Here is a 23,553-nt window from a genome sequence, read left to right on the forward strand (position 1 = left end):
GCCTTCGCCCACCGTAGGCTTCGGTCCGCAGGCGGGGGCGGGAACGCCACGGCGACTTACTCAGAAGCAATGGAGAAAACAGTTTTGGCCTGGAAAGCAATCGGCATCTTCGATTCCGGCGTGGGCGGTCTTACCGTCCTGAAGGAAGTGATTCACACGCTACCGCAGGAGGACACCATCTACCTTGGTGATACCGCCCGCGTTCCCTACGGCACCAAGTCGCCGGAAACGGTGATCCGCTACTCGCGCCAGATCGCGCGCTACCTCATGAACCGCGACATAAAGCTCCTGGTCGTCGCCTGTAACACGGCCTCCGCCGTGGCGCTCGCCGCGCTGCAGCAGGAGTTCGACATCCCCATCGTGGGGGTGATCGAGCCGGGCGCGCGCGCCGCTGCCGCCGCCACTAGAAGCGGAAAGGTCGGCGTGATCGGCACCGCCGCTACCGTCGCCTCCTCCGCCTACACCAAGGCCATCAAGAGGATCAACCCGGACATCGAGGTGGTGAACCGTGCCTGCCCACTCTTCGTGCCGCTGGCCGAGGAAGGGTGGGTGGACAACGAGGTCGCCAGGATAACGGCGCGCATCTACCTCGAAGACCTGAAACGGCAAGGTGTGGACACCCTGGTACTTGGCTGCACCCACTACCCGATCCTGAAGGAAGTGATCGCCGAGGTGATGGGGCCGGAGGTGGCCCTGGTCGACTCCGCCGCTGAAACCGCGCGGACCGTGGCGCAGATCCTCTCCGAAGAAGGACTTTTGCGTCCCGAATGCGAGCGCGGCAACCACCATTTCTATGTGACCGACATCCCGGCCGGCTTCATCAGGGTCGGCAACCGTTTCCTCGGCGGCGAACTGGGGGACGTTTACCAGGTGAGTCTGGAACAGGAACAGGAGGGCGAGGACGGTGAAGAAACGTACTAACAAGGCCAAAGGCGTCCTCCTGGTAGCCTTCCTGGTGTTTGCCATCGTCGTGGGGCTTCTCGTCTTGCGCAAGTACCGGACCGCGACTCAGCCGGCCCAGGTTGCGCCGCAGACCGAGCAGGCTCCCGATACGCGGGTGGTGACGCTTTTCTTCGGCAACGAGGAAGGGTCCGGTCTTGCGCGTGAGGGGCGTGAGATCGCCGTGGAGGATACCGCCGACGACATGGTCGCAAGCGTCGTGGACGAGCTGGTGGTGGGCCCCCTGGGGAGCCTCGCGCCGAGCCTGCCGACCAACGCGCGCGTGCTCGGGGCGCACCTTAAGGGGGATGTGGCCGAGGTCGATTTCTCCCACGAGCTGGTGGAGGGGCTTCCGGAGGGGAGTTCCGCAGAGATGACCGCGGTGTATTCCGTGGTCGACACCGTGGCCGCCAACTTCCCGCAGGTGAAGGGGGTGCAGTTCCTGATTGACGGCAAGCCGGTGAAGGAGTTCAAGGGGCATCTCGACCTCTCCACCCCCATTGCACCGGACTTCACGCTGGAGAAGAAATAACGTTCAACGTTCAGCGTTCAACGTTCGCCATTGGGGTTGCTCCTGGCTTTGCCTTGTTGCGCTGCATCAGCGGCACTGGGGCGGCCCGGAGGGAAGAAACTTTTTGAACGTTGAACGTAGAACGTCGAACGTTTCCTGGGGGGTAAGATGAAGATGCCGTTTATGCAGGCGGTTAAGGAGCGGGTGCTGGTTCTGGACGGCGCCATGGGGACGATGCTGCAGGAGCGCGGACTCAAACCCGGGCAGTCTCCGGAGGAAATGAACCTGACCGCTCCCGAGGTGGTGGCAGGGGTGCACCGCGCCTACCTCGAGGCGGGCGCCGACATCATCGTCACCAACACCTTCGGCGGCACTAAGGCGAAGCTGGAGCACTACGGCCTGGGCGACCAAGTAACCCGCATCAACGCGGAGGCGGTGCGCCTGGCCCGCGAGGTGTGCGGCGAAAACTCCTACGTGGCGGGCTCAATCGGCCCCACCGGGCGCTTCGTGGAGCCGGTCGGCGACATGAGCTTCGACGAGGCCTACGGCATGTTCCAGGAACAGGCGAAGGCGCTCATCGACGCCGGCGCCGATCTCATCTCGCTGGAGACCTTCCTCGACATTAAGGAGATCCGCGCGGCTCTCATCGCCATCCGCGACCTCTCCGCCGACATTCCGGTCATCGCCATGCTCACCTTCGAGGAGAAGGGAAGAAGCGTGCTCGGCTCTCCGCCGGAGGCAGCGGCCATCACCCTCGAGGCGGCCGGCGCCTCCCTCGTAGGCTCGAACTGCGGTCTCGGCGTGGATGGGATCTACGACATCCTCTGCGCCATGAGAAAGGTGACCTCGCTACCGCTCATCTCCCAGGCGAACGCGGGACTGCCGATCCTAAAAGACGGCGTCACCGTATTCCCGGGCACCCCGGACGAGATGACCGCCTACCACGACCGCATGATCGGCCTCGGCGTGCGCGTCATCGGCGGGTGCTGCGGCACGACTCCCGCCCACATCGGCGCCATCAAGGGCGCCCTCGCCGAAAAACAGACCCCCTTCGTCCCGAAGGAGGATGATGGCACCACCTGGATCTCGAGCCGTGGCTCCTTCGCCCCGATGGGTGCCAAACACCCCGCTGCACTCATCGGCGAGCGCATCAACCCGACCGGGAAGAAGCTCTACTCTCAGGAACTCAGGGAAGGGAAGGTGAGCTACATCCGCCGCGAGGCGCTGGAGCAGACCGAACTTGGGGCGACCCTGCTCGACGTGAACGTCGGCACCCCGGGGATCGACGAGCCGGCCGCCATGGAGCGCGCGGTCTTCTGCATCACCGGCGCGGTGCAGACCCCGCTCGTGCTCGACTCCTCCTCGCCCGAGGCGCTGGAGCGGGGCCTCAAGGCCGCGGACGGCAAGGTGCTCATCAACTCGGTGAACGGCGAGGAGAAGAGCATGGCCGCCGTGCTGCCGCTCGCGAAGAAATACGGGGCGGCGGTCGTCTGCCTGACTCTCGACGAAGCGGGCATCCCCGCCGAGGCAGATGGTCGGGTGACCGTGGCGCAGAAGGTCGCCGAGCGTGCCGCACAAATGGGGATTAAGAGGAGCGACATCGTCGTCGACTGCCTCACCCTCACCGTGAGCGCCGAGCCGAAGGGGGGACTCGTCGCCCTCGAGGCGGTGCGCAAGGTGAGCGAGCTTAAGCTCAACACGACGCTCGGGGTCTCCAACATCTCCTTCGGGCTTCCCTGTCGCCCGCTCATCTCCTCCACCTTCTTCTCCATGGCGCTCGCCGCGGGACTTACCTCCGCGATCGTGAACGTGAAGGAGGCGCCCATGATGGCGGCATGGCGCAGCGCCATGGTGCTCCTCGGCAAGGACGTGAACGCGGCCGGCTACATCGACGCCTACAAGGGGCAGGCGGTGACAGCCTCAACCCAGCCCGCGTCGGCCGCTGCCGGCGCCCCCGTCGAAGTCACCGTGGAGCCGGAAGGGATCCGCGGTCGCCTCGCCAAGGCCGTCATTAACGGCGAGCTGGAAGGTGTGGTCGCTCTGGTAGAGGAAGCGCTCGCCCAAGGGCTCACCCCGATGGAGATCAGCTCCGAGGCGCTCCTGGTCGGCCTGGACGAGGTGGGCAAGCGCTTCGGCAACGGCTCCTTCTTCCTACCGCAGGTCATGGTCTCTGCGGACACCATGAAGGCCGCCTTCGCCCGTCTCAAGAGCGAACTTGCCACCGGTGCACTGCAGAGTCTGGGCAAAATCATCATGGCCACCGTCGAGGGGGACATTCACGATATCGGCAAGAACATCCTGGTTACCCTCCTTGAGAACAACGGTTTCGAGGTGATCGACCTCGGCAAGAACGTATCGGCGGCGAAGATCCTCGATGCGGCGCGCGAGCACCAGGTGGACGCGGTGGGACTCTCCGCGCTCATGACCACCACCATGGCCCAGATGGACAAGGTGGTGACCCTTCTGAAGTCGGAAGGGGTGAAGAGCTTTACCATGGTGGGGGGCGCGGTTGTGACCCAGCAGTACGCCGACGAGATCGGCGCCGACCTCTACGCCAAGGATGCCATGGAGGCGGTGGCGCGCATCAAGGAACTGCTGGCAAAATAAACGCTTTTTTGCGTTGTCGTAGTCACGACGCGTCCGCAATATCGCTTGCAACGCCGCGCACCCTGTGCTAACGTGCCAGCGAAGTACGCCATTTGGCGTAGAGGGCAGCTCATGGTTCTGGGATTCAATCACAATATCAGGTACAAAGGGGTTCTCTTCCACGTCCAGACCGAGGACAGCGGCAAGGCAAACCCGCACATAATCACCCTGCTCTACCGTGAAGGAACCATCATCGCCTCCGCCAAGACCAGCTACGCCGACATCATCAAGGTGGAGCAGCTCGAGGCGGTGGTCGAATCGATCATGAAAGAGCAGCACAAGGATATGATGCGCCGCCTGAAAAACGGCGAGTTCGACGCACGCATCTTCCCCGATGGAGCCCCCGAACCTACGACGGCACCGCAGGAATCGGCAGCCGCACCGCAAGTACCAGAAGTGCCGGTGCCGCAGGCCCAGGCCCAGGCCGCCGCACCGCAGAAGCCGGGTGCCGCGCCACAGGCACCGGAACCGCCCAAAGACACACCCCCGACAACCCCAGCCAATCGCAGCCTGGATGAGGTCATCCTCGATTACCTCATCACCGGCGAGGACAAATAAAAGCCAGCCTGAAAGGAACCTTCGTGAAAGAAAAGATTGCAGATCTGGAGGAAAAGGCGAGACGCCTGCGCGTCGCCATTGTGAAGACGCTGCACAAGTCGCAGTCCGGGCACACCGGCGGGTCGCTCTCCGCCATCGACATGGTGTGCGCGCTGTACTTCCACAAGATGCGCCACAACCCGCAGGAGCCTACCTGGGACGGGCGCGACCGCTTCGTGCTCAGCAAGGGGCACGCCGCTCCGGCGCTCTACGTGACCCTGGCCGAGTGCGGCTACTTCCCCTCCGAGGACCTGATGATGCTGCGCCGTCTTGGGAGCCACCTCCAGGGACACCCGGACAGCAAGGGGACCCCGGGCGTCGACGTCTGCACCGGCAGCCTCGGCCAGGGGCTTTCGATGGCCAACGGCATGGCACTAGGACTTAAGCTCGACGGCAAGGATAACCGCGTCTATGCGGTTCTTGGCGACGGCGAGCTGCAGGAAGGGCAGGTGTGGGAGGCCGCGATGGCCGCCGCCCACTACAAGAGCGACAACCTCTGCGCCTTCATCGATTCCAACGGGCTGCAGATCGACGGCGACGTCTCCAAGGTCATGAACGTCTCCTCGATTTCCGACAAGTTCAAGGCCTTCGGCTGGAACGTCATCGAGATCGACGGGCACGACATGGGGCAGATCATCGCCGCGCTGGATGCCGCCGAGGCGCACAAGGGCGCACCGACCGCCATCGTCGCGAAGACGGTGAAGGGCAAGGGCGTTCACCTGTTCGAGAACAAGGCGTCCTACCATGGCGTTACCCCCAACGACGAGGAGCTTCCCGAGGCGCTCAAGTGCCTTGGTTGCTTCGACTAAATTCCGAAAATCTTTCCCCCTCCCTGACCCTCCCCCTCCGGGGGAAGGGTCAGGGTGGCAGGGACATACAAGAAAGGAACACGACTATGATCGCAACGAGGGACGCCTACGGCGAGGTGCTGGCCGAGCTGGGGGGCGAGAACGATAAGATAGTGGTGCTCGACGCCGACCTCTCCGGCTCCACCAAGACCGGCGTATTCGCCAAGAAATTCCCCAACCGTTTCTTCAACATGGGGATCGCGGAGGCCAACATGGTGGGGACCGCGGCAGGTCTTGCCTCTGTCGGCAAGATCCCCTTCCTCTCCACCTTCGCCATCTTCGCCGCCGGCCGCGGCTGGGAGCAGATCCGCCAGGCGCTCGCCTACCCGAAGGCGAACGTGAAGGTCGTCGCCACCCACGGCGGCGTCACGGTCGGTGAGGACGGGGGGAGCCACCAGTCCGTCGAGGATGTGGCCATCATGCGCGCCATCCCGAACATGACCGTCATCGTCCCCGCCGACGGCGAGGAGACCAAGGGGGCCATCCGCGCCGCCGCGGCATACAAGGGGCCTGTCTACGTACGCCTTGGCCGCAACAAGGTGCCGAGCGTCTTCCCGGCGGGTCACAAATTCGAGATCGGCAAAGGGGTAGTCGTTGTCCCTGGCACCGACCTCACCTTCATCACCACCGGCCTCATGACCGCACAGGCGGTCATCGCAGCCGAGAAGCTGAAAGCGGAAGGGATCTCCGCACGCGTCCTGCACATTGGTACCATAAAGCCGCTCGACAAGGAGCTCGTCGAAGAGGCGGCACGTGAAACCGGCGCCGTCATCACCGCAGAAGAGCACTCCGTGGTCGGTGGCCTGGGCGGCGCGGTTGCCGAATTCCTCGGCGAAACCTGCCCGACCCTCATGAAGCGCGTCGGCGTGTACGATCGTTTCGGTACCTCCGGGAAGTCGGACGAACTCCTCAAGTATTTCGGGCTGAACGCTGAAACTCTCATCGAAGAGGCCAGGGAGATCATCTCGAGGAAGAAATGATGCTGAGGGTGCTCCGGTCCAAGGGTGGCTTCACCTACATCGGCGCCCTGGTGATGGTCATGATCGTTGGGATCATGGCCACCCGGGCCGCCGTGGTCTGGAGCACCGCGGCGAAGCGCGAGCGCGAGGAGGAACTACTCTCCCGCGGCACGCAAATCCGCGATGCCCTGCGCAAGTGGTACAAGGTGAAGGTCGTGGACGGCAAGCTCGTTTCGAGCGAGGCCCCGGCAGCGGGCGCACAGCCCGCCGCACCGAAGCCGATACCAGGTCCCACGGATTTAGATGTGCTGGTGAAAGATCCGCAGGCGCGAGCCCTGAGACCCTATTGCCTCATTGATCCCATCACCGGCAAGAAGTGGGACCTGATCAAGCAGGAGGGGAGGATCGTCGGCGTAAAATCCACGAGCACGCAGGCCCCGATCAAGCAGGGGAACTTCCCCTTCGACCTGCATCCGCAGGACTTCGAGAAAAAGCAAAAGTACAGCGAGTGGGAGTTCGTCTATGACCACGTCCCACCGACCACCGCAACAGGAGGGGCCGTAACCGGCCTCGGGGGGAGCAAGAGCTCCGTCAAGTTACCTTCAACCGGAACATCGGGCACAACTACAACACCGTAGCGGATGGAAGCGGAGGCACCCTGATCTTCAAGAGTCTCACATCGCGCGTTATCGTGCTCTCCATCTGCCTGCTCGTCTTCGGCATCGGGACCTTCGCGTTCCTGACGCTCAGGCGCGAGCAGATGCAGCTCATAAACTCCGCCCGGGAGTCAAGCGAGCTGCTGCTCGACACCATCGAACGCTCCCTCTACAACTCCATGCGCCACGGCAACACCGAGGACGTGAAGGTCATCCTCGAGATGGTGGGGCAGAGCGAGAACCTCGTGGGAGTGCGCATCTTCCATCCCCACGGCGTCATCCTCAAGTCCTCGCAGGGATCCGAAGTTGGGCGTGTTGTCGACGAACACGACTTCAAGCTCTTCCTGGACAACAAGCGCGAGGGGGTCTTCACCCTGGACGGGCACGGCGAGGTGCTCGGCATGGTGAAGCCGATCTACAACAACCGCCAGTGCAACCTGTGCCACGGCTCCAAAAGCCGCATCATCGGCCTTCTCAACGTCAACTACTCGCTGGTTGAGACTAGGCGCCGCATCGTCGAGCTGACAAAGCTCTTCGTAATGTCGACGGTCGCCATCATCGGGTTTCTCTCGCTCGCCATCTCGCTCGTCATGCTGAAGTTCGTTAAGAAGCCGCTGCACCAGCTCGCCAGGAACATGGCGCGGGTAGAGGCGGGCGACCTCTCGGTGCGCATGGTCCCGGAGGGGAAGGATGAGATCGGGCGCCTGATCGTCTCCTTTGACTCCATGGTGGACCGACTGGACCGTGCGAAAAGGGAACTGGAGACCTACCACTTCCAACAGATGGAGCGCGCCGACCGGCTCGCCTCGGTGGGTGAGATGGCCGCCGGCATCGCCCACGAGATCAAGAACCCGCTCACCGGGATCGCGGCCGCCATCACCGTCTTAAAGGACGACTTTTCTCCCGAGGACGGGCGCGCCATGATCATCGGCGAGGTGCTGGAGCAGATCTCGCGTCTGGACAAGACGGTGAACGACCTCCTCTTCTTCGGGAAGCCGACAGTGGCGGAGCCGACCTGCACCGACATAAACAGCGCCCTTAAAAAAATCCTCATCTTCGCCTCGCAGCATCGTGGAGGCAAGAACATCGAGAAGAAGCTGGAGCTCGCTGATGACCTGCCGCCGGTGTACGTAGACCCGAAGCAGATCCAGCAGGTCTTCCTGAACCTATTTTTGAACGCGGTGCAGGCGATGCAGTCGGGTGGAACGCTCACCGTCATGAGCAGGCTCGCCAGGATCGACGACATGGACATGGTGCAGGTGAAGGTTACCGACACCGGCCAGGGTATCCCCCCGCAGATCCTGGAGAAGATCTTCACCCCGTTCTTCACCACCAAGGCCCAGGGGACCGGCCTTGGTCTCGCCATCAGCCACCGTCTCATCGAGCAGCACGGTGGGCGCCTCTCCTGCGTGAGCCAGGACGGCGCGGGAACTACCTTCACCGTGGAACTCCCCGCCTACTGCCCGACGCAGGCCGAGCTGGAAGAGGCGATGGCGGGTTCGGGGACCATCGGTTGAAAACGGCAGCAACCGGCGCATTCCGGTGCTGAGCACGGCACATCATCCTTAAGGAGCCGCTATGCGCAGAGCGAAGATAATGGTCGTCGATGACGAGCACCTGATCCGGTGGTCCCTGGAGCAGAACCTCAAGAAGCAGGGGTACGAAGTCTGCACGGCGGGAACCGGCGAGGACGCCATAAGGCTGGCCAGGGAGGAGCAGCCCGAGCTGGTGCTGCTCGACTACCACCTCCCCGGCATCAACGGCCTGGAGGTGCTGCAGCGCCTGAAAGAGATCGACGAGGAGCTGCTCGTCATCATGGTCACCGCGCAGGGGGGGCTGGAGACAGCCGTGAACACCATGCGGCACGGGGCCTACGACTACATCAACAAGCCCTTCAACCTGGACGAGATGTCGCTCGTGGTCAGGAAGGCGCTCGATACCTCCGAGCTGCGCCGCGAGGTGGTCCAGCTCAGAAGCGAGCACAAGAAGCAGGGGCCGCCGAAGATCATCGGCAACTCCAAGCACATGAAAAACGTGCTCGAGATGATGGCGAAGGTGGCCAAAAGCGACGCCTCCACCGTCCTCGTGCAGGGTGAGTCGGGGACCGGCAAGGAGTTGGTGGCGAAGTATATCCACTACGAGTCCGCCCGTGCCGAGAAGCCGTTCGTCGCGATCAACTGCGCTGCGGTCCCGGCCACTCTCCTCGAAAGCGAACTCTTCGGCCACGAGAAAGGTGCCTTTACCGACGCGAAGACCTCCAAGAAGGGGCTTTTCGAACTGGCCGACGGCGGCACCGTTTTCCTCGACGAGATTGGCGACATGGAACTCGGCATGCAGGCGAAACTGCTCCGCTTTCTCGAGGACCGCACCTTCCGCCGCATCGGCGGCACCAAGATGATCCCGGTCGACGTGAGGATCGTTTCAGCGACCAACAAGGACCTGTTGAAGGCGATCGAGGATAAGACCTTCAGAAACGACCTGTACTACCGGCTCCAGGTAATCCCGATCTTCCTTCCGGCGCTGCGCGAGCGTAAGGAGGACATCCTGATGCTCGCCAACCACTTCATCGAGACCTTCTCCCGCGAGTTCGGCAAGTCGACCAAGGGGATTTCGAGCATGGCGGAGAAGCTCCTCGTGGAGTACAACTGGCCCGGCAACATCCGCGAGCTGAAGAACGTGATCGAGCGCGCCATCATCCTCGGCAACGAGGACACCCTGCTTATGGAGAACCTGCCGCTAGAGATCATCGCCAAGGCCTCGCAGGTGACCGTTCCCCTCACCACCTTCAAGCTCCCCGCGGAGGGGATCGACATCGAGGAAGTGGAACGCGAGCTGATCAAACAGTCGCTCGAGATGACCGACTGGAACCAGTCCAAGGCGGCTAAGAAGCTGAACCTCGGCATCGACGCCTTCCGTTACCGCATGAAGAAATTCGGCTTCCTCAAATAGGAGCCTTGTCCCTGGAGGTTCCCCTGCTCCTTCGGGGCAGGGCGCAGTAGTTGGTACAGACCGGATGCCAAAGACATCCCTTCGAAAAATGATCCTTCGCCCTGGCAGATTCCATGCCGGGGCGTTCTTCGTCCTGCTGGCGGCGTATCTCGCGGCGCCGTTGTCCGCCTGCGCTTCCTATTCCGACGCGGTCCCTCCGCTCCTCGCTTTACCCGTGCCTGTTGCCCAGGCACCGGACTTCGTTCCCCTTCCCATCCCGGGGCTCGCCCTGGGCGCTACCCCGGTCGTTCCGACCTCTTCATTCCGCAGTGAGTTTCAGGCTGAGTACCCGGACAAGCCGTGGCTCAACGACCGGCAAAATCGGCCGTCTTTCGTTCTGCAGCGGGGCGAGTACGGCGGGAGCGGCATTAAGGTGCTCGCGGAGATGGGGGACCTGCACCTCAAGGAGACCGGCAATACGTTGCAGGAGGCGCGGGGCAGGGGAGGGCGTTTCTCCCTTTTGACCGGAAGCGGCGGGAACCGGGCCACCTTCAAGACCTTCGCAACTTCAGGGGCACTTCACCCTGGGCCGGAAGACACCTTGGTGGGGGCGACGGGGGAGCTTTCCCTTCTGGACGACAGCGCGCTCTTTAAGACCATCTTCGTCTCCGGCCGCAGTTCGCTGGACCGCGAGGGGCGCTGGCCGACCGCGGGGGCCAAGAGGGGGGACGTGGTAGGATTTGTGGCCCGCCTGGAGCCGGTCCGGGGGAAGCTCGCCGCCGAAGCGGAGTACGACTACTCCGTTTATGACGCAAACACCGCCATTCCCGGCTCTGCACTGCGCGACAGCGCATGTCGCTTGAAGATGACAGGGGACTGGGGGCGCACCCGCTACACGGCGCTCTACGAGAGGACCGGTCCGAGGTACCGACTCATGGGAGATGGGCCGGAGCGGGACCGGGAAGGGGGGAGTTTTGGTGTGGCCACCGCCTTGGAGCTGCACGACCTCGACGTGAGGCTTTCGCGCTACAACGACAACACGGAGAGGGACCCGCTTAACCCGCGGCTCTTCCGCTACGAGGGGGTCGTTGACTACAAGTTCAAGGGATTCAAGATGGTCCCGCTCGCGTTGCAGTACCGCAAGACCTTCATCGACAGCACCAAAGAACCGGTGGGGTACGCTCCGAAGGACGTCGCCGAGGACGCGATGTCCGGGCAGGTGAACCTTCTTGCCGGGCGATGGGATCTGGGGCTACGCGGTGGCGTAACGCAGAGGACCGACCGGATCAAGCAGCAACGGGAGCTCTCCAGCGCTAGCGTCGGGTTCTTCCCCAAATTCTCCGCTGCAAACTTCACCCTTTTCCCCGATCTTTCCATGAAACGGACCAACGACTATGCTGCGGACCAGCGTACCGACCAGTACGCGGTGAACCTGGGGGTTACCGGGAATCTTTTGGAGAAGAGGCTGGATTACGAGGTGAAGGGGGGCTTCAAGAGAGAGAGCACCGGAGTAGGGACCGGTCGGGAGGTGCTGGGGGCAAAGGTGAAGGCCCTCTACCCACTGGCGGGCCTTTTCAAATGGACACGCTCCCCCTCGCTGGGGATCAAGGGAGAATTCAACGGTATCAACAACCTGACCGAGGATCGCAGGGAGAACGATTTCTCCCTGCTTATCTCTCTGGACGGCGGGAGTTTCCTCTAGATTTTGACGAGCTCGTAGCTCCTGGTGCCGATACCGATTTTCTCGGCGTGCTCCAACTGTACCTCCCAGTCGATCTCGGGATGAACGCCGCGGAACTTGTCGCCGCCGGGTTCATGCCCTGAGGCGAGCGCGGTGTCCTGGTTGCCGCGGGCGTTGTTCACCAGATCGGCACAGGCCTGGTCCAGCGCCACCGGGTCGGTGGAGGCGCAGATGCCGATGTCGTTCACGATGGGGGCGTCGGCGTGGCCGTAACAGTCGCAGGCCGGGGAGACCTGGGTGATGAAGTTGAGGAACAGGGTCTTGCCGGCCTTGCCGTGCAGGGCCCCCTTGGCGTACTCGGCCATCTTGCGCATGACGAGCGAGGCGCTCTCGTTCCACTGGATGTTGATCGCCTTTCTCTGGCAGGCGGTGATGCAGCGGCTGCACCCGACGCAGGCATCCGCATCGATGTGGGCTTTTCCTTCGATGATGGTGATGGCGGCATGGGCGCAGGATTTGAGGCAGACGCTGCAGCCGTTGCAGAAACGCTCCGCGACCTTAGGGGCCACCGTCGAGTGCTGCTGCATCTTCCCGGTGCGGCTCGAGCATCCCATGCCGAGGTTCTTAAGCGTCCCGCCGAAGCCGGTCAACTCGTGGCACTTGAAGTGCGACACCGCGATCAGGGCGTCCGCTTCGAGGATCTCCGCCCCTATGTTCACCGTCTTCAGGACCTCGCCATCCACCTGCACGTCCTTCGCGTTATGCCCCTTGAGGCCGTCGCACATGATGAGCGGCGCATTCACCACCGCGTATGCGAAACCGTTCTCGACGGCGCAGGCAAGGGCGGATACCGCTTCCTTGCGCTCACCGGGGTAGAGCGTGGAAGAGTCGGTGAGGAAAGGTTTCCCCTCGCACCCCTTGATCTCATCGACCACGCGGCGTAAAAAGATCGGGCGGATGAAGGTATGGTTCCCCCGCTCACCGAAGTGCACCTTTACCGCGACCAGGTCGCCGGGGGCGATCGCCACCGAAAGCCCAGCCTGCTGCATCAGTCGCCCGATTTTGGCGAAAAGGTTCTCCTTGGCTCCGGCGCGCATGTCAGCGAAAAATACCCTGCTCTTCATAAACTTCCCCTCCTTTAGCGGTTGCACCCGAACAGCGGTCAGCGATTGGTATCACATATCGCTGGTCAATTCAACTGCACAACTTTTTCTTGCTCTGTAGTAAAAATATGTTATTTATTAAAAATTCTGAGTGAACCGGAACGGCGCAAGGCCGGAACGGCGCGGTGGGAGCGGCATCCCGCCCTCCGGCCGGCGAGCCTGCTTGCGGCAACGGTGCTCTTCACACCATTAAAGGTACGCCCCGGAGAGGTTCATGACCGGGCGCAGGTACGATAAGGAGCGCAGATGATCGAATGTGATGAGCGGGAACTCTGGATCATGGGACTGGGCGAGCGCGTTGAGCGCGGAGCCATCGTCTGCAGCTATCTGGCGGAAGGAGGGCACCGGGCAAGGACGGCGAAGATCTCGGAACTGACCGGTTGCACGCCGAGGGCGATCCTCCTCGATCTTTCCCCCTGGTCTGACGATGGATGGGGGGTGCTCTTGAAGCTGAAGGAGAACCCGGCAACTCGCGAGATTCCGATTCTTCCGATGTACCTGAGCGAGATCGGCCAGGTGGGGGCGGTCTTCCCGGTGGCTGGGTTCTTCACCCTCCCGATGGACGTCCCATACATGACGAGGAAGCTTAACCAGCTTGGGCTGGCTGAGGAATCCGAGGATTACGACCTGCAGGTGATGATGGTGACCCGCAGGGGTGAAGAGGATGTACAGAAGGCGCTCACCAAGATGGGGTTTGAGGTGGTGAACGCCTACACCGCCAAGGAGGCGGTGGCCGTTGGCACCATCATGCATCCGTACATGATGTTCTGTGCGCTCATGCTCCCGGACCAGGCGGCCTTCGAGCTCTTGGAGCGTTTCCGGCTCTACCCGCAGACAAGGAACATCCCGTTCTTCGTACTCCTGAAGGGAGAGATGAAGGATGGCGAGCGTCAGGCCATGAGCCGCGGCATCGAGCACCTCGTGCGCAAGAAGTGGTTAACCCGCCAGGAATTCCTGGGTTACTTCAAGAAGAGCAAGGAATGACGAAAAAGGGGGACGGCATCAGCCGTCCCCCTTTTTCGTCATTTGCCTCCGGCAGCGATCCTGGTTTGTAACCTCCACCGTCCGATTCCCAGCCTATCACTTCAGACTGCCAAACCTATCACTTCGGGACCCAAACCTGCCACTTTCGAATCGAAACCTTTCACTTCCGTCCTCCAAACCTACCACTTCGCGCCCCAAACCTACCACTTCGGGGCCCAAACCTGCCACTTCCAACCCCGAAACCTATAACTTCCGGCCCGACACCTTCTCATTCGACTTGCGAAGCCATAAGTTTCGCCCGTCAAAGCTACGGCATCCGACTGCACAAGCTATAGCTTCCGATGCCAAAAGGGCTTGCTTCGCGATCCGGACTTCCCGCGAGCCTCGGCGAAAGCGGCCGCAGCCATGGCGCATCCCGCCAACATGATGCCAAGCCCCCATTTGTTCTCGGAGATCCAGACTTGTGCGCTAGTCGACTTCGCACGCGCGTCGAAGCGACCGTGCGCGGCGTACGGCCCGGGAACGCTTTCCCACAGGTTCGCGGGCCGGTCCGCCCGCTCCGGTTCATCGGTTTGCTGCGAACGGTACCCGGTGCGGCCGAGATAACGGTCGATGAGGCCGGGGATGAATTTGTTGCCCCACATCGCCTTCACCGTCGGCATGCCGACGTATATTTCCCGGCTCCGGTGGTGTGAGGCCCAGACGATGGCCCTTGCGGCTACATCGGGCTGGAAGATCGGGGGGACCGGCTGCGGGCGGTTCGGAAGACGCGACTTCACCCAGTCGAACTGGGGAGTGTTCATCGCGGGGAGTTGCACCATGGTCATGCGCACGCGGCTTTTCCTGTGCAGAAGTTCGCATCGGATCGAGTCGGTGAAGCCGCGCATGCCGTGCTTTGCACCGCAGTAGGCGGACTGCAGCGGGATACTACGATCGGCAAGGGCCGAGCCTACCTGGATGATGATACCGTCGTCGCGAGGCAGCATCCTCTTCAGTGCCGCCATGGTGCCGTGCACAGCACCGAGATAGGTCACCTCGGTGACCCTTTTGAATTCCTCGGGCGTCATAGCGTCGAACGGAGAGAAGACCGAGGTCATGGCGTTATTGACCCATACATCGATAGGACCGAATTCCCGCTCCACCTCGGTCGCGGCCTCCTCAACCCGCCCGGAGTCAGCCACATCCCCCACGAGCACGAGCGCCTTTCCCCCGAGTCGTTCCACCTCTTCCCTGGCTGCCTCAAGCCTCTCCAGGTTCCGCGCGAAAAGACCGATACATGCACCCTCGCGGGCGAACGCCTGCGCTGTGGCGCGCCCAACACCGGCCGATGCGCCGGTGATAACGACAACCCTGCCGGAACTTTTTCCCATGTGAGCCTCCTTGTGCCTGCGATTTTCGGCGGGTGAACCAGCCGCTTACCACGAAGACAAGGAAACCATGATATCAGATGTGAAAAAATTAACTTTGGCGGCAGGGCGCCCGATCACTACCGGGGGTGGCAACCGCGGTTTATTTGCGGATTTTCCTCCCTTTGCCAAGCACCTTCGCTCCCTTAACTATGAAGGCCGGGAAGGAGATAGCCAGGCGGTCCTGCAGTTTCTCGGGGTTCAGTTGACCGAGGGGCCTTCCCGTTTCCACCTTCAAGGAAGTGCTTTTCTGGATGCCGAGGATCTGGCTCGGATAGATGCTGCGGTATCCGACGATGAGAAAACTGACCATGCAGGCGACGCCTGCATGCGGAGCGATCCCCGCGCCGAAGAGTTCCATGGCCATCACCGATGCGGCGATCGGGGTGTTGGCTGCGCCGGCAAGAAGGGCGACCATGCCGATCGCCGAGAAGGTGGCGACCAGCGGTTCATGGAAAAGCGACGCGAAGAGGTTCCCCGCTGCCGTTCCAATGAAGAAGATAGGGGTTACCACGCCGCCACTGCCGCCGCTTCCCAGGGTGATCGAAGTGGCGATCATCTTCATGAAGGTGGCGTCGAAAGGAAGTACCTGCCCCTTCAGCGCGGCGTCGATACTGTCCAGCCCGAGACCCAGGTAGCGCTGGGACACGAACCTGCCGATCAGCACCATTAGCGTCCCGCCGAAAATAGCCTTCACCACCGGATGCCATGAAAGGCGCGCGAAAAGCCGGTGCCCCAACTGCATGAGCTCGATAAAGAGCAGGGCCGCGATGCCGCACCATATGCCGAGTAGGATCATCTCCGTGAAACTCCAGCCGGTGACGGCGGGGATGATTTCAGTGGCTGGATGCGGATAGCTCGCCCCGAGTTTTCCCGCCACGTGGAACCCAATGATGCCAGCTACGAAAGAAGGAAAGAGCACGTCGTAGAAGACCTGTCCGAGCACAAGCACCTCGACGCCGAAAAGCGCACCCGCAATAGGGGTGCCGAAGACGGTGGCGAACCCGGCACTGATGCCGCAGATCACAAGCTTGCGCCGGTCGACGTCGTTCAGCCGCAACAAAGATGCGAAGGAAGAGGCGAGCCCGGCGCCGATCTGTGCGCAGGGGCCTTCCTTGCCCGCCGAGCCACCGCCGGCCAGCGTGATGACAGTGGCGGCCAATTTAACCGGGACCACCATCACGGATATTCTCCCCATCTTCTGGTGCACCGCCTCAATCACCTTCTCGGTGCCGTGCCCGGCAGCGTCAGGGGCGAACCACCTGACCAGCAGGGTGCTCACGACGAGAGTCACCGGCAGCAGCAGGTAGTAGTCCGGTACCTTGTCGTACTGTGCAGAGGTCCAGGAAAGGGCCTTCAAAAACGCCGTGGTGCCCCCTCCGACCAGGACCCCTACGATTGATGCGTAACTTGCCCACTTGACCACGCTGGCAAGCAGCGTCACCTGTTCGACTATTTTTCGGTTCACATGCGTCCTTTCTTCTCTATCTGGATTCAACGGCGGTTACCGCCATCTCGGCTGACGGCTGATTGCTGCAATAGCGATGACTTCATCAATGGTGTCGTTAAGCACGCGGCCTCAGTGAGGTCTGAATGGAAAAGATGAGGCACCTGGAGCATTGTAGCTGAGGAAGTCCCGGGCGGTGGTATGCTTTTCCTACTTCACACAAGGAGGTTCTTATGACAACAAGAAACGTCTCCGTAGTTGTGACATCACTGCTTGCCTTAACCATCACCGCTTCAGCCTACGCCGCACCGTGGCAAGGGTGGCGCGGCAGCGGGGGATGGGGCATGAACGGTGCCTACCAGCGGCTCTACGACCCTGCGAAGGTGGAGACCGTGACCGGTGAGGTGGTAAAGGTGGAGGTCGTGTCGGCAAGGAAGGGGCCTGGTAACGGCGTGCATCTCCAGTTGAAGACCGACCAGGGGACCATCCCGGTGCATATCGGGCCGGCGTGGTTTGTGGAGCGCCTCGACGCGAAGATCGAAAAGGGGGACCGGGTCGAAGTGAAGGGTGCGCGGATCAATTTCGACGGCAAGCCCGCCATCATCGCGGCGGAGGTCAAAAAGGGTGATGCGGTCCTGCAATTGCGCGACGCGGCAGGTGTCCCCGTTTGGGCAGGCTGGCGCCGGTGACGCAAAGCCATCGACGGTAAAAAGGAGGCGCCTTGTGCCGCGCCTCCTTTCTTTATTCATACTCAAGCGGGTCCGCTACCGTTTGGACTTCCGTTTGGCCCCCTTCTTCGAAGCTCCTTTGGAACTCCCTTTCTTCTTCGTCTTCGAAACGGCTTTAGAGCTCCCCTTTTTCTTCTTCGATGACTTGCTCACTTTCGCCTTCTTTTCTGCGTATTTCTTCGGTTCTGCGCTCAGCTTGCTCCAAAGTTCCACAGGCTCGAGCAGGTCCGGGTCCGCCTTTCTCGCCGCGGCAAAGGCTTCACGTGCCTTGTCCCGGTCCCCTTCCTTCAGGTAGAGCTTGCCTAGCGCGTTCAGGGCCCGGGCATGGTCCGGCTTCAGCTTCAATGCTGCGTCGAACTGCTGCAGGGCCTTTTCGTCCTCGCGTTTGAAGGCGTATATCACGCCGAGCCGGTACTGGCTGTCAGCGTTCTGCGGGTTCAGTTGCGCGTCCTCCTCGAGCAGCGAGGTCACCTGGTCGTACTTCTTTTGCTTCACCGACAAGGAGATGAGCGCGTCCCTTGCCTGAGCGTTCCTCGGATCGAGTTTCAGCACCGCGTGCAGGTGCTGCTCGGCCTGCTCAGTCTGCTTCAAGCGCAGGAACAGGAATGCGATGCTGCGGTGCGCTTCGCTGTTGGCAGGGTCCAGGGCGAGCGCCGTTTCGTAGGAACCGATCGCGTCTTTGTAGGTACGCCGCTTTTCCTGCAGGCGTGCGAGTTTCAGGTAGTTCAGCGGGTTGTCCGCCTGCCGCGAGATGAGGTCCTGATAGGCCCGGATCGCTTCTTCAAGATCGCCGCGCAGGGCGTAGATGTCGGCGAGCCGCCTGCGGGCGTCGCTGTTTGCCGGATCGAGCCTGAGCGAGGCGCTGAAGTTGCGTACCGCCTCGTCAAGGTCCCCCTTGCGCTCGTAGAGGGTGCCCAGGTGGTAACGCACCCGCCCGGAATCCTCCTTCTTGCGCAGGGCATCCTCGTAAGCGGTGATCGACTCTGCGTCGTGGCCGGCGGCCAGTTCGGCGTCGCCCAGTTTTTCGCGCACACCGGCGGCATTGGGATTTTTCACCAACATGGCGCGGTATTCGGTCGCCGCGAGGGCGAACTCGCCTTCGTCCTCGTATTTGGCCGCCCGCTTCAGGTGGTCGGCGAGCGTGCCGGTGCGCTTCACACCGGAACGCGCGTATTCCTTAGCGGCTTCGTCGCGTTTCCCCGAGAGTTCCAGCAGTTGGGCCAGCCGGAAATGGTAGCTCGCGTTGTTAGGATCTGCGGTGATCGCCTGGCGCAGATGTGTAGCAGCCTGTATGTAGTCGTTGCGCTCCTGGTAAATGGTGGCCAGCTCGAGATGGGTCGTGGCGTTGCCAGTCTGCAGGCGGAGCGCTTCCTGAAGGGCCTCCAGGGCGTGGTTCTGGTCGCCCAGGCCGCGGTAGCTGCGGGCGATGCCGAGGTACAGGTTCGCATCGTCCGGGAAGGAGGGCTGGACCTGGCGGTACTGGGTGAGGGCCAGGGCGTAAAGTTTGGCGTCGAGGAAGATGTCGGCAAGGGCTCGTGCGTAGCGCGGCTCTTTCGTCTGTCGCGCCGCTTCGAAGAGGTCGACCGAAGCCTCCTCGCGGTTACCTTTCGCCAGGAGCAAAAGGCCGATGCGCCCCCTCGCCTGCAAAAGGAGCGGATCCTTGGCGAAGGCATCGCGGTAGGCAGTCACGGCGCCATCGCTGTCGTGGGCCGCTTCCATGGAAATCCCCTTCAGGTAAAGCGGCGCACCTCCGTCGGGGCAGAGGTCGCGCACCTTGCGATCCGCCTCGGCCCTCTCTGCGGCGGCACTCTCGGGGGTGATCTTTTCTATTGTTTCACGTGCTTCCGTGCATTTGTCCTTCCCCCCCCAGGTAAAACCGCAGGAAAGAAAGGCGATAACGACGATGGCGGCACGCAAGGCACCGCGTCTTGATTTGTGATTCATTGCACACCTATTGAATGCTGAAAGGGCCGTTGCCGTCGCCCGGCTTATTGGTTCTGCGGCAAGTTCTGGGAGAGGCATTAAAAGTTTCCACGAAGCGCTGCACTTGAACTAGCGCTCCCCCCTTTGCGAAGGGGGGACGGGGAGGATTTGCTCTTTCTTCCTCAGTTTTCGCCGGCTGAACTTGGATTTGCTTACTCCTGGACGGGACCATGACGGCTGTTGCGCATTGCTATTTCCTTCCGCAGCATGCGTGATCGCAGCGTCAGAAGGAGTTTGTCTGGGATGACTAAGGCAAATCCCCCCTGCCCCCCCTTCGCAAAGGGGGGAACGTTAGGGGCGTGCAGTGCTTGGTTGCCAGCTGTCCTTTACGTCCACCGGAATTTCGTGAAGAACTTACATTGAAATTCGCAGGGGGACGGGGCACCGCAGCGTATTGCTGTCGTTGCCCCTCCTGATGTCTGCCTCGTTCTACTTGCTGATGGTGAATTCGTCACGCCTGTTCTTGGACCAGGCGTTCTCGGTGTGGGCTGCGTCGACAGGCTTCTCTTCGCCGTAGCCGATGAAGGAGAGGCGGCTGGCGGGGATGCCGAGCGAGGCCAGGTACTTCACCGCTGCCTGGGCGCGACGCTCGCTGAGTGCCAGGTTGTAATCGTCGGAGCCGCGCTCGTCGCAGTTACCCTCGACGCGAACCTTGACGTTACCCATAGCCTTCAGCTTGTCGAAGTTGGCGGCGAGGGTCTTACGGGCGGTGTCGCTCAGGACGTCGGAGTCGAAGTCGAAGTAGATCTTTTCGAGAGCCTGGGAAACTGCGGCGGCCTTCGAGGAGGCTGCCTGACCCTGAGCGAGCCCTTCACTCTTTATGGTGGAGTCCGGCAGGGCCGTCGTTTGAGCCGCAGCCGGTTTGGACTCGGCCGGCTTAGCCTGCGTGGGTGCGGCTACCTGCTGGGTGGTGGTAGAAGGAGCGATCGGCTGATCGGCCTTGACTGCCTGCTGCTTGGCGCAGCCGCCTGCGATCAAAAGGCCGGTGCAAAGAACGGGAACGAAACGCTTGAGAGACATCTTCATGGGAAACCTCCATCTTCTGCTTTCAGTAGTTTATTGGACGCGACAGGGCGCGCGCGGACGCAAGCGACCGCATGATTGCCATCTCGTGGCAACGGAGCTGTGGTTAATGGGGCGAAACTGTCAGGCTGCGGAGTGAGGAGGCGCCCGGGAAAGGTTGGGGAAATACGAGGAGAGTGCCGCGCCTTGGAAGGCGTGGGGGAGTTCGGTGCGATAGGTGGCATGAAGCACCGGTTCGACGACCGGCGGCAGTTCGGCCTGGACGTGGTCCAGTGACTTCTTGGCCGCGGTTTCATGGTGCTTCTTGAACTGCTCTTCTATGTAGGCGCGGGGTTTCGGCTTGGGGTGGCCGGGCTGCGACAGGTCCGGTATCCGCATCCCGAATATGAGGACACAGAGCGTGGTTACGCAGGTGAGGAATATCAGCAGTGATCTATGATGCAGCGTTTTATTGATCATAGTGAAGGTTTGCCGACGAGTTACAGGCAGACATCACTTTATAACCGATCTCTCGGTGAAAAACAACCCTCCTGCTTGATACAGACGTGACGCACCTCTTGTATATCGGTGACTCCCTGCAGGCATTTGAGTATGCCGTCCTGCTTGAGTGTGGTCATGCCGTCCGTTATTGCCTTTTCCCTGAGCCTGGCCACTTCCGCCTTCCCCTTGATGAGCGACTGCGAGTACTGGGCAGCTTCAGCGGGACTACGTCTGGGATGGTGCGATAGCAGAATTGGCTAAAAACCCATTGACAGCCGTTGTCGCTGACAGTAGGGTGGCGAAAAATTCATGACGGGAGGCAAATGCGGGTGGTATCGGCTAAAAAACTGTTCCTGGTTCTGTATGTGGCCTCCTTTGTTACTGTCGCGGCTGCCATTGTCGTTACGGTGAATTATCACCAGCGCGAGCAGGCACTGGCAGAGGCCCAGGAAAAGGCGCACCTCATCCTGGACCACAACATGGCCATCCACAGCTACTTCTCCAACCAGTTGAAGCCGCATGTTTTCGATCTCAGCGACCGCTACCGGACGCCGGAGTACTTCGATCCAGTCTGGATGTCGTCCACCTATGCGGTGCGTGAGATCGACGCCTACAACAAGGCGCTCTCGAGAAGTGATTACTACTACAAGGAATGCGCGGTGAACGCGAGAAGTCCGAAGAACGAGGCGGACCCGTTCGAGCGCGCCTTCATCGCTGACTTGAAGCGTGACATAAGCCTCAATGCCCGTTCCGATATCCGGGATATCGACGGAAAGCCCTACTTCGTCGTCATGCGTCGCGGGGAGAGCATGGAGAAGAGCTGCCTGCGCTGCCACAGCATGCCGCAGTCGGCGCCCGCGGAACTGGTCAGGCAATACGGGGAGACGCGAAGCTTCAACCGGCAGGATCGCGAGCTTGTCTCCGCCATCTCGATCCGCATCCCGCTGCAGCAGGCCTACGCCAGCGCCAACGAACTCTCCTTCAAGCTTTCCGTGCTGCTGTTGACCATACTCGGAGTTTCATCGGCCCTGCAGTTCCTGTTCATGGACCGGCTGCTGCTCGGGCCGCTCGGGGAGCTTCGCGACCGAACCATGGCCATCATCCGCGACGACAGCAAGCTCGGAGAGGATATCGTGTTGCCGTCCCAGGGTACGGAACTCAGGGAGCTGACCGGCGCCTTCAACGATCTGTCCAGGCATCTGCGTGCCGAAAAGGATGGGCTGGTGGGGCAAGTGAAGGAGAGGACTGCGGAGCTTGAAACGCTGAACCGGAAATTGGAACAGGACGTGGCGGAGCGCAAGGTGATCCAGGGAGAATTGGCCGCAAAAGTTCAAGAGCTGGAGGCTGCCCTTGCCAAGGTGCGCATCCTCGAAGGAGTGATCCCGATCTGCTCCTACTGTAAGAAGATCCGTAAAGACGAGGAGATCTGGCAACAGATGGAGCAGTACATCTCGGAGCACACCGACGCCATGTTCAGCCACGGCATCTGCCCTTCATGTTTCGCGGAGATGAAAGAAGGCCTGCAGTCCAAACGGGAGAAGCCTCCCGAGTCATGATAAGTTCACGCACCCGCCTCGGGGCGGTTACCTGGCGCTGCCGGTTGGTATCGTCGCCAGATAGATGTTCTTCAGGTCACTGAAGACAACACGATCGCCGTAGATTGTCGGAGTGTAGTAATCCGTGGTCCCGCGGGTCAGCGCGGTCTCCTTGCCGTTCGCAAGATCGAGCAGGTGGATATCCTCGGCCTCGGCCCGGGAATTGTCGACGAAAACCACCTTGGTCCCCCAGATGCGCGGGAAGCGCTGGTTGGCGTCGCTTCTGGTGAGCTGTCTCTCCTTCCCTGTGGCGGTGTCATAAAGGTAGATGTCGTAGTTGGGCAGCACGTCCTTGTTCCGGTTATCCTCCCACACCACCAGGTTCCCGTACGCGGCGGGCGACCACTGGGCCTCCGGGTTGCTGGTGATCCTCGCCTCTTTTCCTTTGGCGATGTCGTAGAGGTAGATGTCGCCCGAATCGTTGCGCTCGTCCTTCCAGACCAGGTACTGCGCCGAAAGGGCGGCGAACCCTTGCGGTGCCTGCCCTGACATCATCCGCCTTTCCTTTTTTGTTGCCGGATCGTACAGGCAGACCGTCCCCTTGCCGTCCCTCAGGTCGGTCCAGGCCAGGTAGCGTTCCGAGACGGCAAGGTCGATCTTCTGGGTCGGCGACACCACCACCGGCCTCTCCTTTTTCTCTGCAAGATCGTATATGTATATGTCCGAGGTCCCGTTGCGGTAGTCCTGCCAGTAGATCCTGTCCCCGTAGATGCGCGGCTTCTTGTGGTCGTGCCCACCTTGGGTTATCCGTGTTTCCGTTCCCGATGCGATGTCGTAGAGGTAGATGTCGGCCTTGCCGTTACGACTGTCCTGCCAGACCACGCGGCCGCCGTATATGTCCGGGAACAGTTTCGTTCCTGCGCCGCTGCTGATACGGGTGAGGGTGACGTCGGCAGCGTTGACGAACGCTGGGAAAAGCAGGATGGCGGTTATCACGGCACGGATAGCGTTCTTCATGATGCCTCTCTTGGAACGGCTC

The 23,553-nt window shown here is 61.5% G+C and carries 20 protein-coding genes and 1 pseudogene; 13 read left to right on the plus strand and 8 right to left on the minus strand.

Features of this window, described 5'->3' with window-relative positions; all coding sequences use genetic code 11:
- Positions 1-84: 84 nt before the first annotated feature.
- From murI to E8K79_RS15525, 10 genes are all read left to right on the plus strand, one after another.
- Complete coding sequence (murI, locus tag E8K79_RS15480) at positions 85-921, plus strand: glutamate racemase (RefSeq protein ID WP_135868689.1); 837 nt, start codon at positions 85-87, stop codon at positions 919-921.
- Complete coding sequence (locus tag E8K79_RS15485; RefSeq protein ID WP_136515484.1) at positions 905-1,471, plus strand: GerMN domain-containing protein; 567 nt, start codon at positions 905-907, stop codon at positions 1,469-1,471. The genes murI and E8K79_RS15485 overlap by 17 nt, the downstream gene beginning before the upstream one ends.
- Positions 1,472-1,618: 147 nt before the next feature.
- Complete coding sequence (locus E8K79_RS15490; protein WP_136515485.1) at positions 1,619-4,057, plus strand: homocysteine S-methyltransferase family protein; 2,439 nt, start codon at positions 1,619-1,621, stop codon at positions 4,055-4,057.
- A 111-nt stretch (positions 4,058-4,168) separates the two neighbouring features.
- Entirely contained in the window at positions 4,169-4,654 is a 486-nt protein-coding gene (locus E8K79_RS15495; RefSeq protein WP_136515486.1) for a hypothetical protein, read from the plus strand.
- A gap of 23 nt (positions 4,655-4,677) precedes the next feature.
- Complete coding sequence (locus E8K79_RS15500; protein WP_136515487.1) at positions 4,678-5,502, plus strand: transketolase; 825 nt, start codon at positions 4,678-4,680, stop codon at positions 5,500-5,502.
- Positions 5,503-5,588: 86 nt separating this feature from the next.
- Complete coding sequence (locus E8K79_RS15505; RefSeq protein ID WP_136515488.1) at positions 5,589-6,521, plus strand: transketolase family protein; 933 nt, start codon at positions 5,589-5,591, stop codon at positions 6,519-6,521.
- Positions 6,521-7,138, plus strand: a complete 618-nt coding sequence (locus E8K79_RS15510; protein ID WP_198419829.1) for a type II secretion system protein — start codon at positions 6,521-6,523, stop codon at positions 7,136-7,138. The genes E8K79_RS15505 and E8K79_RS15510 overlap by 1 nt, the downstream gene beginning before the upstream one ends.
- Before the next feature lie 53 nt (positions 7,139-7,191).
- Positions 7,192-8,673 (plus strand): two-component system sensor histidine kinase NtrB, encoded by a 1,482-nt coding sequence (locus tag E8K79_RS15515; protein ID WP_246043836.1) that lies wholly within the window; start codon positions 7,192-7,194, stop codon positions 8,671-8,673.
- Between the two features lie 61 nt (positions 8,674-8,734).
- On the plus strand, positions 8,735-10,105 hold the full coding sequence (locus tag E8K79_RS15520; RefSeq protein ID WP_136515490.1) for a sigma-54-dependent transcriptional regulator: 1,371 nt from the start codon (positions 8,735-8,737) through the stop codon (positions 10,103-10,105).
- Positions 10,106-10,193: 88 nt separating this feature from the next.
- A complete protein-coding gene (locus E8K79_RS15525) occupies positions 10,194-11,786 on the plus strand; it encodes a hypothetical protein (RefSeq protein ID WP_246043837.1) in 1,593 nt (530 codons plus the stop codon).
- Here E8K79_RS15525 and E8K79_RS15530 read toward each other — a convergent pair.
- The gene (locus E8K79_RS15530; protein ID WP_136515492.1) at positions 11,783-12,889 is read right to left on the minus strand and encodes a DUF362 domain-containing protein; all 1,107 of its coding nucleotides are present in this window, start codon (positions 12,887-12,889) and stop codon (positions 11,783-11,785) included. The two genes, E8K79_RS15525 and E8K79_RS15530, sit on opposite strands and share 4 nt — an antisense overlap.
- A 285-nt stretch (positions 12,890-13,174) precedes the next feature.
- On the opposite strand from E8K79_RS15530, the gene E8K79_RS15535 reads away from it, so the two are divergent.
- Complete coding sequence (locus E8K79_RS15535) at positions 13,175-13,912, plus strand: response regulator (protein ID WP_136515493.1); 738 nt, start codon at positions 13,175-13,177, stop codon at positions 13,910-13,912.
- Positions 13,913-14,241: 329 nt separating this feature from the next.
- Here the strand turns inward: E8K79_RS15535 and E8K79_RS15540 are convergent, their stop codons facing one another.
- Together E8K79_RS15540 and E8K79_RS15545 are read right to left on the minus strand one after the other, a co-directional pair.
- Positions 14,242-15,282 carry an SDR family oxidoreductase gene (locus E8K79_RS15540; protein WP_136515494.1) on the minus strand — a complete coding sequence of 347 codons (1,041 nt, stop codon included), beginning with the start codon at positions 15,280-15,282 and terminating at the stop codon, positions 14,242-14,244.
- A gap of 139 nt (positions 15,283-15,421) precedes the next feature.
- Positions 15,422-16,786 carry a chloride channel protein gene (locus tag E8K79_RS15545; protein WP_136515495.1) on the minus strand — a complete coding sequence of 455 codons (1,365 nt, stop codon included), beginning with the start codon at positions 16,784-16,786 and terminating at the stop codon, positions 15,422-15,424.
- Positions 16,787-16,998: 212 nt separating this feature from the next.
- On the opposite strand from E8K79_RS15545, the gene E8K79_RS15550 reads away from it, so the two are divergent.
- The gene (locus E8K79_RS15550; RefSeq protein WP_136515496.1) at positions 16,999-17,454 is read left to right on the plus strand and encodes a DNA-binding protein; all 456 of its coding nucleotides are present in this window, start codon (positions 16,999-17,001) and stop codon (positions 17,452-17,454) included.
- Between the two features lie 75 nt (positions 17,455-17,529).
- Here the strand turns inward: E8K79_RS15550 and E8K79_RS15555 are convergent, their stop codons facing one another.
- From E8K79_RS15555 to E8K79_RS21750, 4 genes and pseudogenes are all read right to left on the minus strand, one after another.
- A complete protein-coding gene (locus E8K79_RS15555; protein ID WP_136515497.1) occupies positions 17,530-19,437 on the minus strand; it encodes a tetratricopeptide repeat protein in 1,908 nt (635 codons plus the stop codon).
- Between the two features lie 468 nt (positions 19,438-19,905).
- Positions 19,906-20,502, minus strand: a complete 597-nt coding sequence (locus E8K79_RS15560; protein ID WP_136515498.1) for an OmpA family protein — start codon at positions 20,500-20,502, stop codon at positions 19,906-19,908.
- Between the two features lie 120 nt (positions 20,503-20,622).
- Positions 20,623-20,958, minus strand: a complete 336-nt coding sequence (locus E8K79_RS15565) for a hypothetical protein (RefSeq protein WP_162604682.1) — start codon at positions 20,956-20,958, stop codon at positions 20,623-20,625.
- A gap of 38 nt (positions 20,959-20,996) precedes the next feature.
- Positions 20,997-21,179, minus strand: a pseudogene (locus tag E8K79_RS21750) (hypothetical protein); the annotation flags it as partial.
- Between the two features lie 129 nt (positions 21,180-21,308).
- Between E8K79_RS21750 and E8K79_RS15575 the strand changes: the two are divergent.
- Positions 21,309-22,535 (plus strand): c-type heme family protein, encoded by a 1,227-nt coding sequence (locus tag E8K79_RS15575; RefSeq protein ID WP_407925481.1) that lies wholly within the window; start codon positions 21,309-21,311, stop codon positions 22,533-22,535.
- Between the two features lie 27 nt (positions 22,536-22,562).
- On the opposite strand, the gene E8K79_RS15580 is transcribed toward E8K79_RS15575, so the two are convergent.
- On the minus strand, positions 22,563-23,531 hold the full coding sequence (locus tag E8K79_RS15580) for a TolB family protein (RefSeq protein ID WP_136515501.1): 969 nt from the start codon (positions 23,529-23,531) through the stop codon (positions 22,563-22,565).
- Positions 23,532-23,553: the final 22 nt, after the last annotated feature.

It is taken from the genome of Geomonas edaphica (genome assembly GCF_004917075.1).
GTDB lineage: Bacteria > Desulfobacterota > Desulfuromonadia > Geobacterales > Geobacteraceae > Geomonas > Geomonas edaphica.

What these genes read in the sequence shown, in the direction of transcription:
- E8K79_RS15495 (WP_136515486.1), top strand. Translation starts at nt 4,169, where the DNA reads ATGGTTCTGGGATTCAATCACAATATCAGGTACAAAGGGGTTCTCTTC.
- E8K79_RS15550 (WP_136515496.1), top strand. Translation starts at nt 16,999, where the DNA reads ATGACAACAAGAAACGTCTCCGTAGTTGTGACATCACTGCTTGCCTTA.
- E8K79_RS15580 (WP_136515501.1), bottom strand. Translation starts at nt 23,531, where the DNA reads ATGAAGAACGCTATCCGTGCCGTGATAACCGCCATCCTGCTTTTCCCA.
- E8K79_RS15540 (WP_136515494.1), bottom strand. Translation starts at nt 15,282, where the DNA reads ATGGGAAAAAGTTCCGGCAGGGTTGTCGTTATCACCGGCGCATCGGCC.
- E8K79_RS15525 (WP_246043837.1), top strand. Translation starts at nt 10,194, where the DNA reads ATGATCCTTCGCCCTGGCAGATTCCATGCCGGGGCGTTCTTCGTCCTG.
- E8K79_RS15560 (WP_136515498.1), bottom strand. Translation starts at nt 20,502, where the DNA reads ATGAAGATGTCTCTCAAGCGTTTCGTTCCCGTTCTTTGCACCGGCCTT.
- E8K79_RS15555 (WP_136515497.1), bottom strand. Translation starts at nt 19,437, where the DNA reads ATGAATCACAAATCAAGACGCGGTGCCTTGCGTGCCGCCATCGTCGTT.
- E8K79_RS15565 (WP_162604682.1), bottom strand. Translation starts at nt 20,958, where the DNA reads ATGATCAATAAAACGCTGCATCATAGATCACTGCTGATATTCCTCACC.
- E8K79_RS15520 (WP_136515490.1), top strand. Translation starts at nt 8,735, where the DNA reads ATGCGCAGAGCGAAGATAATGGTCGTCGATGACGAGCACCTGATCCGG.
- E8K79_RS15530 (WP_136515492.1), bottom strand. Translation starts at nt 12,889, where the DNA reads ATGAAGAGCAGGGTATTTTTCGCTGACATGCGCGCCGGAGCCAAGGAG.
- E8K79_RS15510 (WP_198419829.1), top strand. Translation starts at nt 6,521, where the DNA reads ATGCTGAGGGTGCTCCGGTCCAAGGGTGGCTTCACCTACATCGGCGCC.
- E8K79_RS15535 (WP_136515493.1), top strand. Translation starts at nt 13,175, where the DNA reads ATGATCGAATGTGATGAGCGGGAACTCTGGATCATGGGACTGGGCGAG.
- E8K79_RS15505 (WP_136515488.1), top strand. Translation starts at nt 5,589, where the DNA reads ATGATCGCAACGAGGGACGCCTACGGCGAGGTGCTGGCCGAGCTGGGG.
- E8K79_RS15490 (WP_136515485.1), top strand. Translation starts at nt 1,619, where the DNA reads ATGAAGATGCCGTTTATGCAGGCGGTTAAGGAGCGGGTGCTGGTTCTG.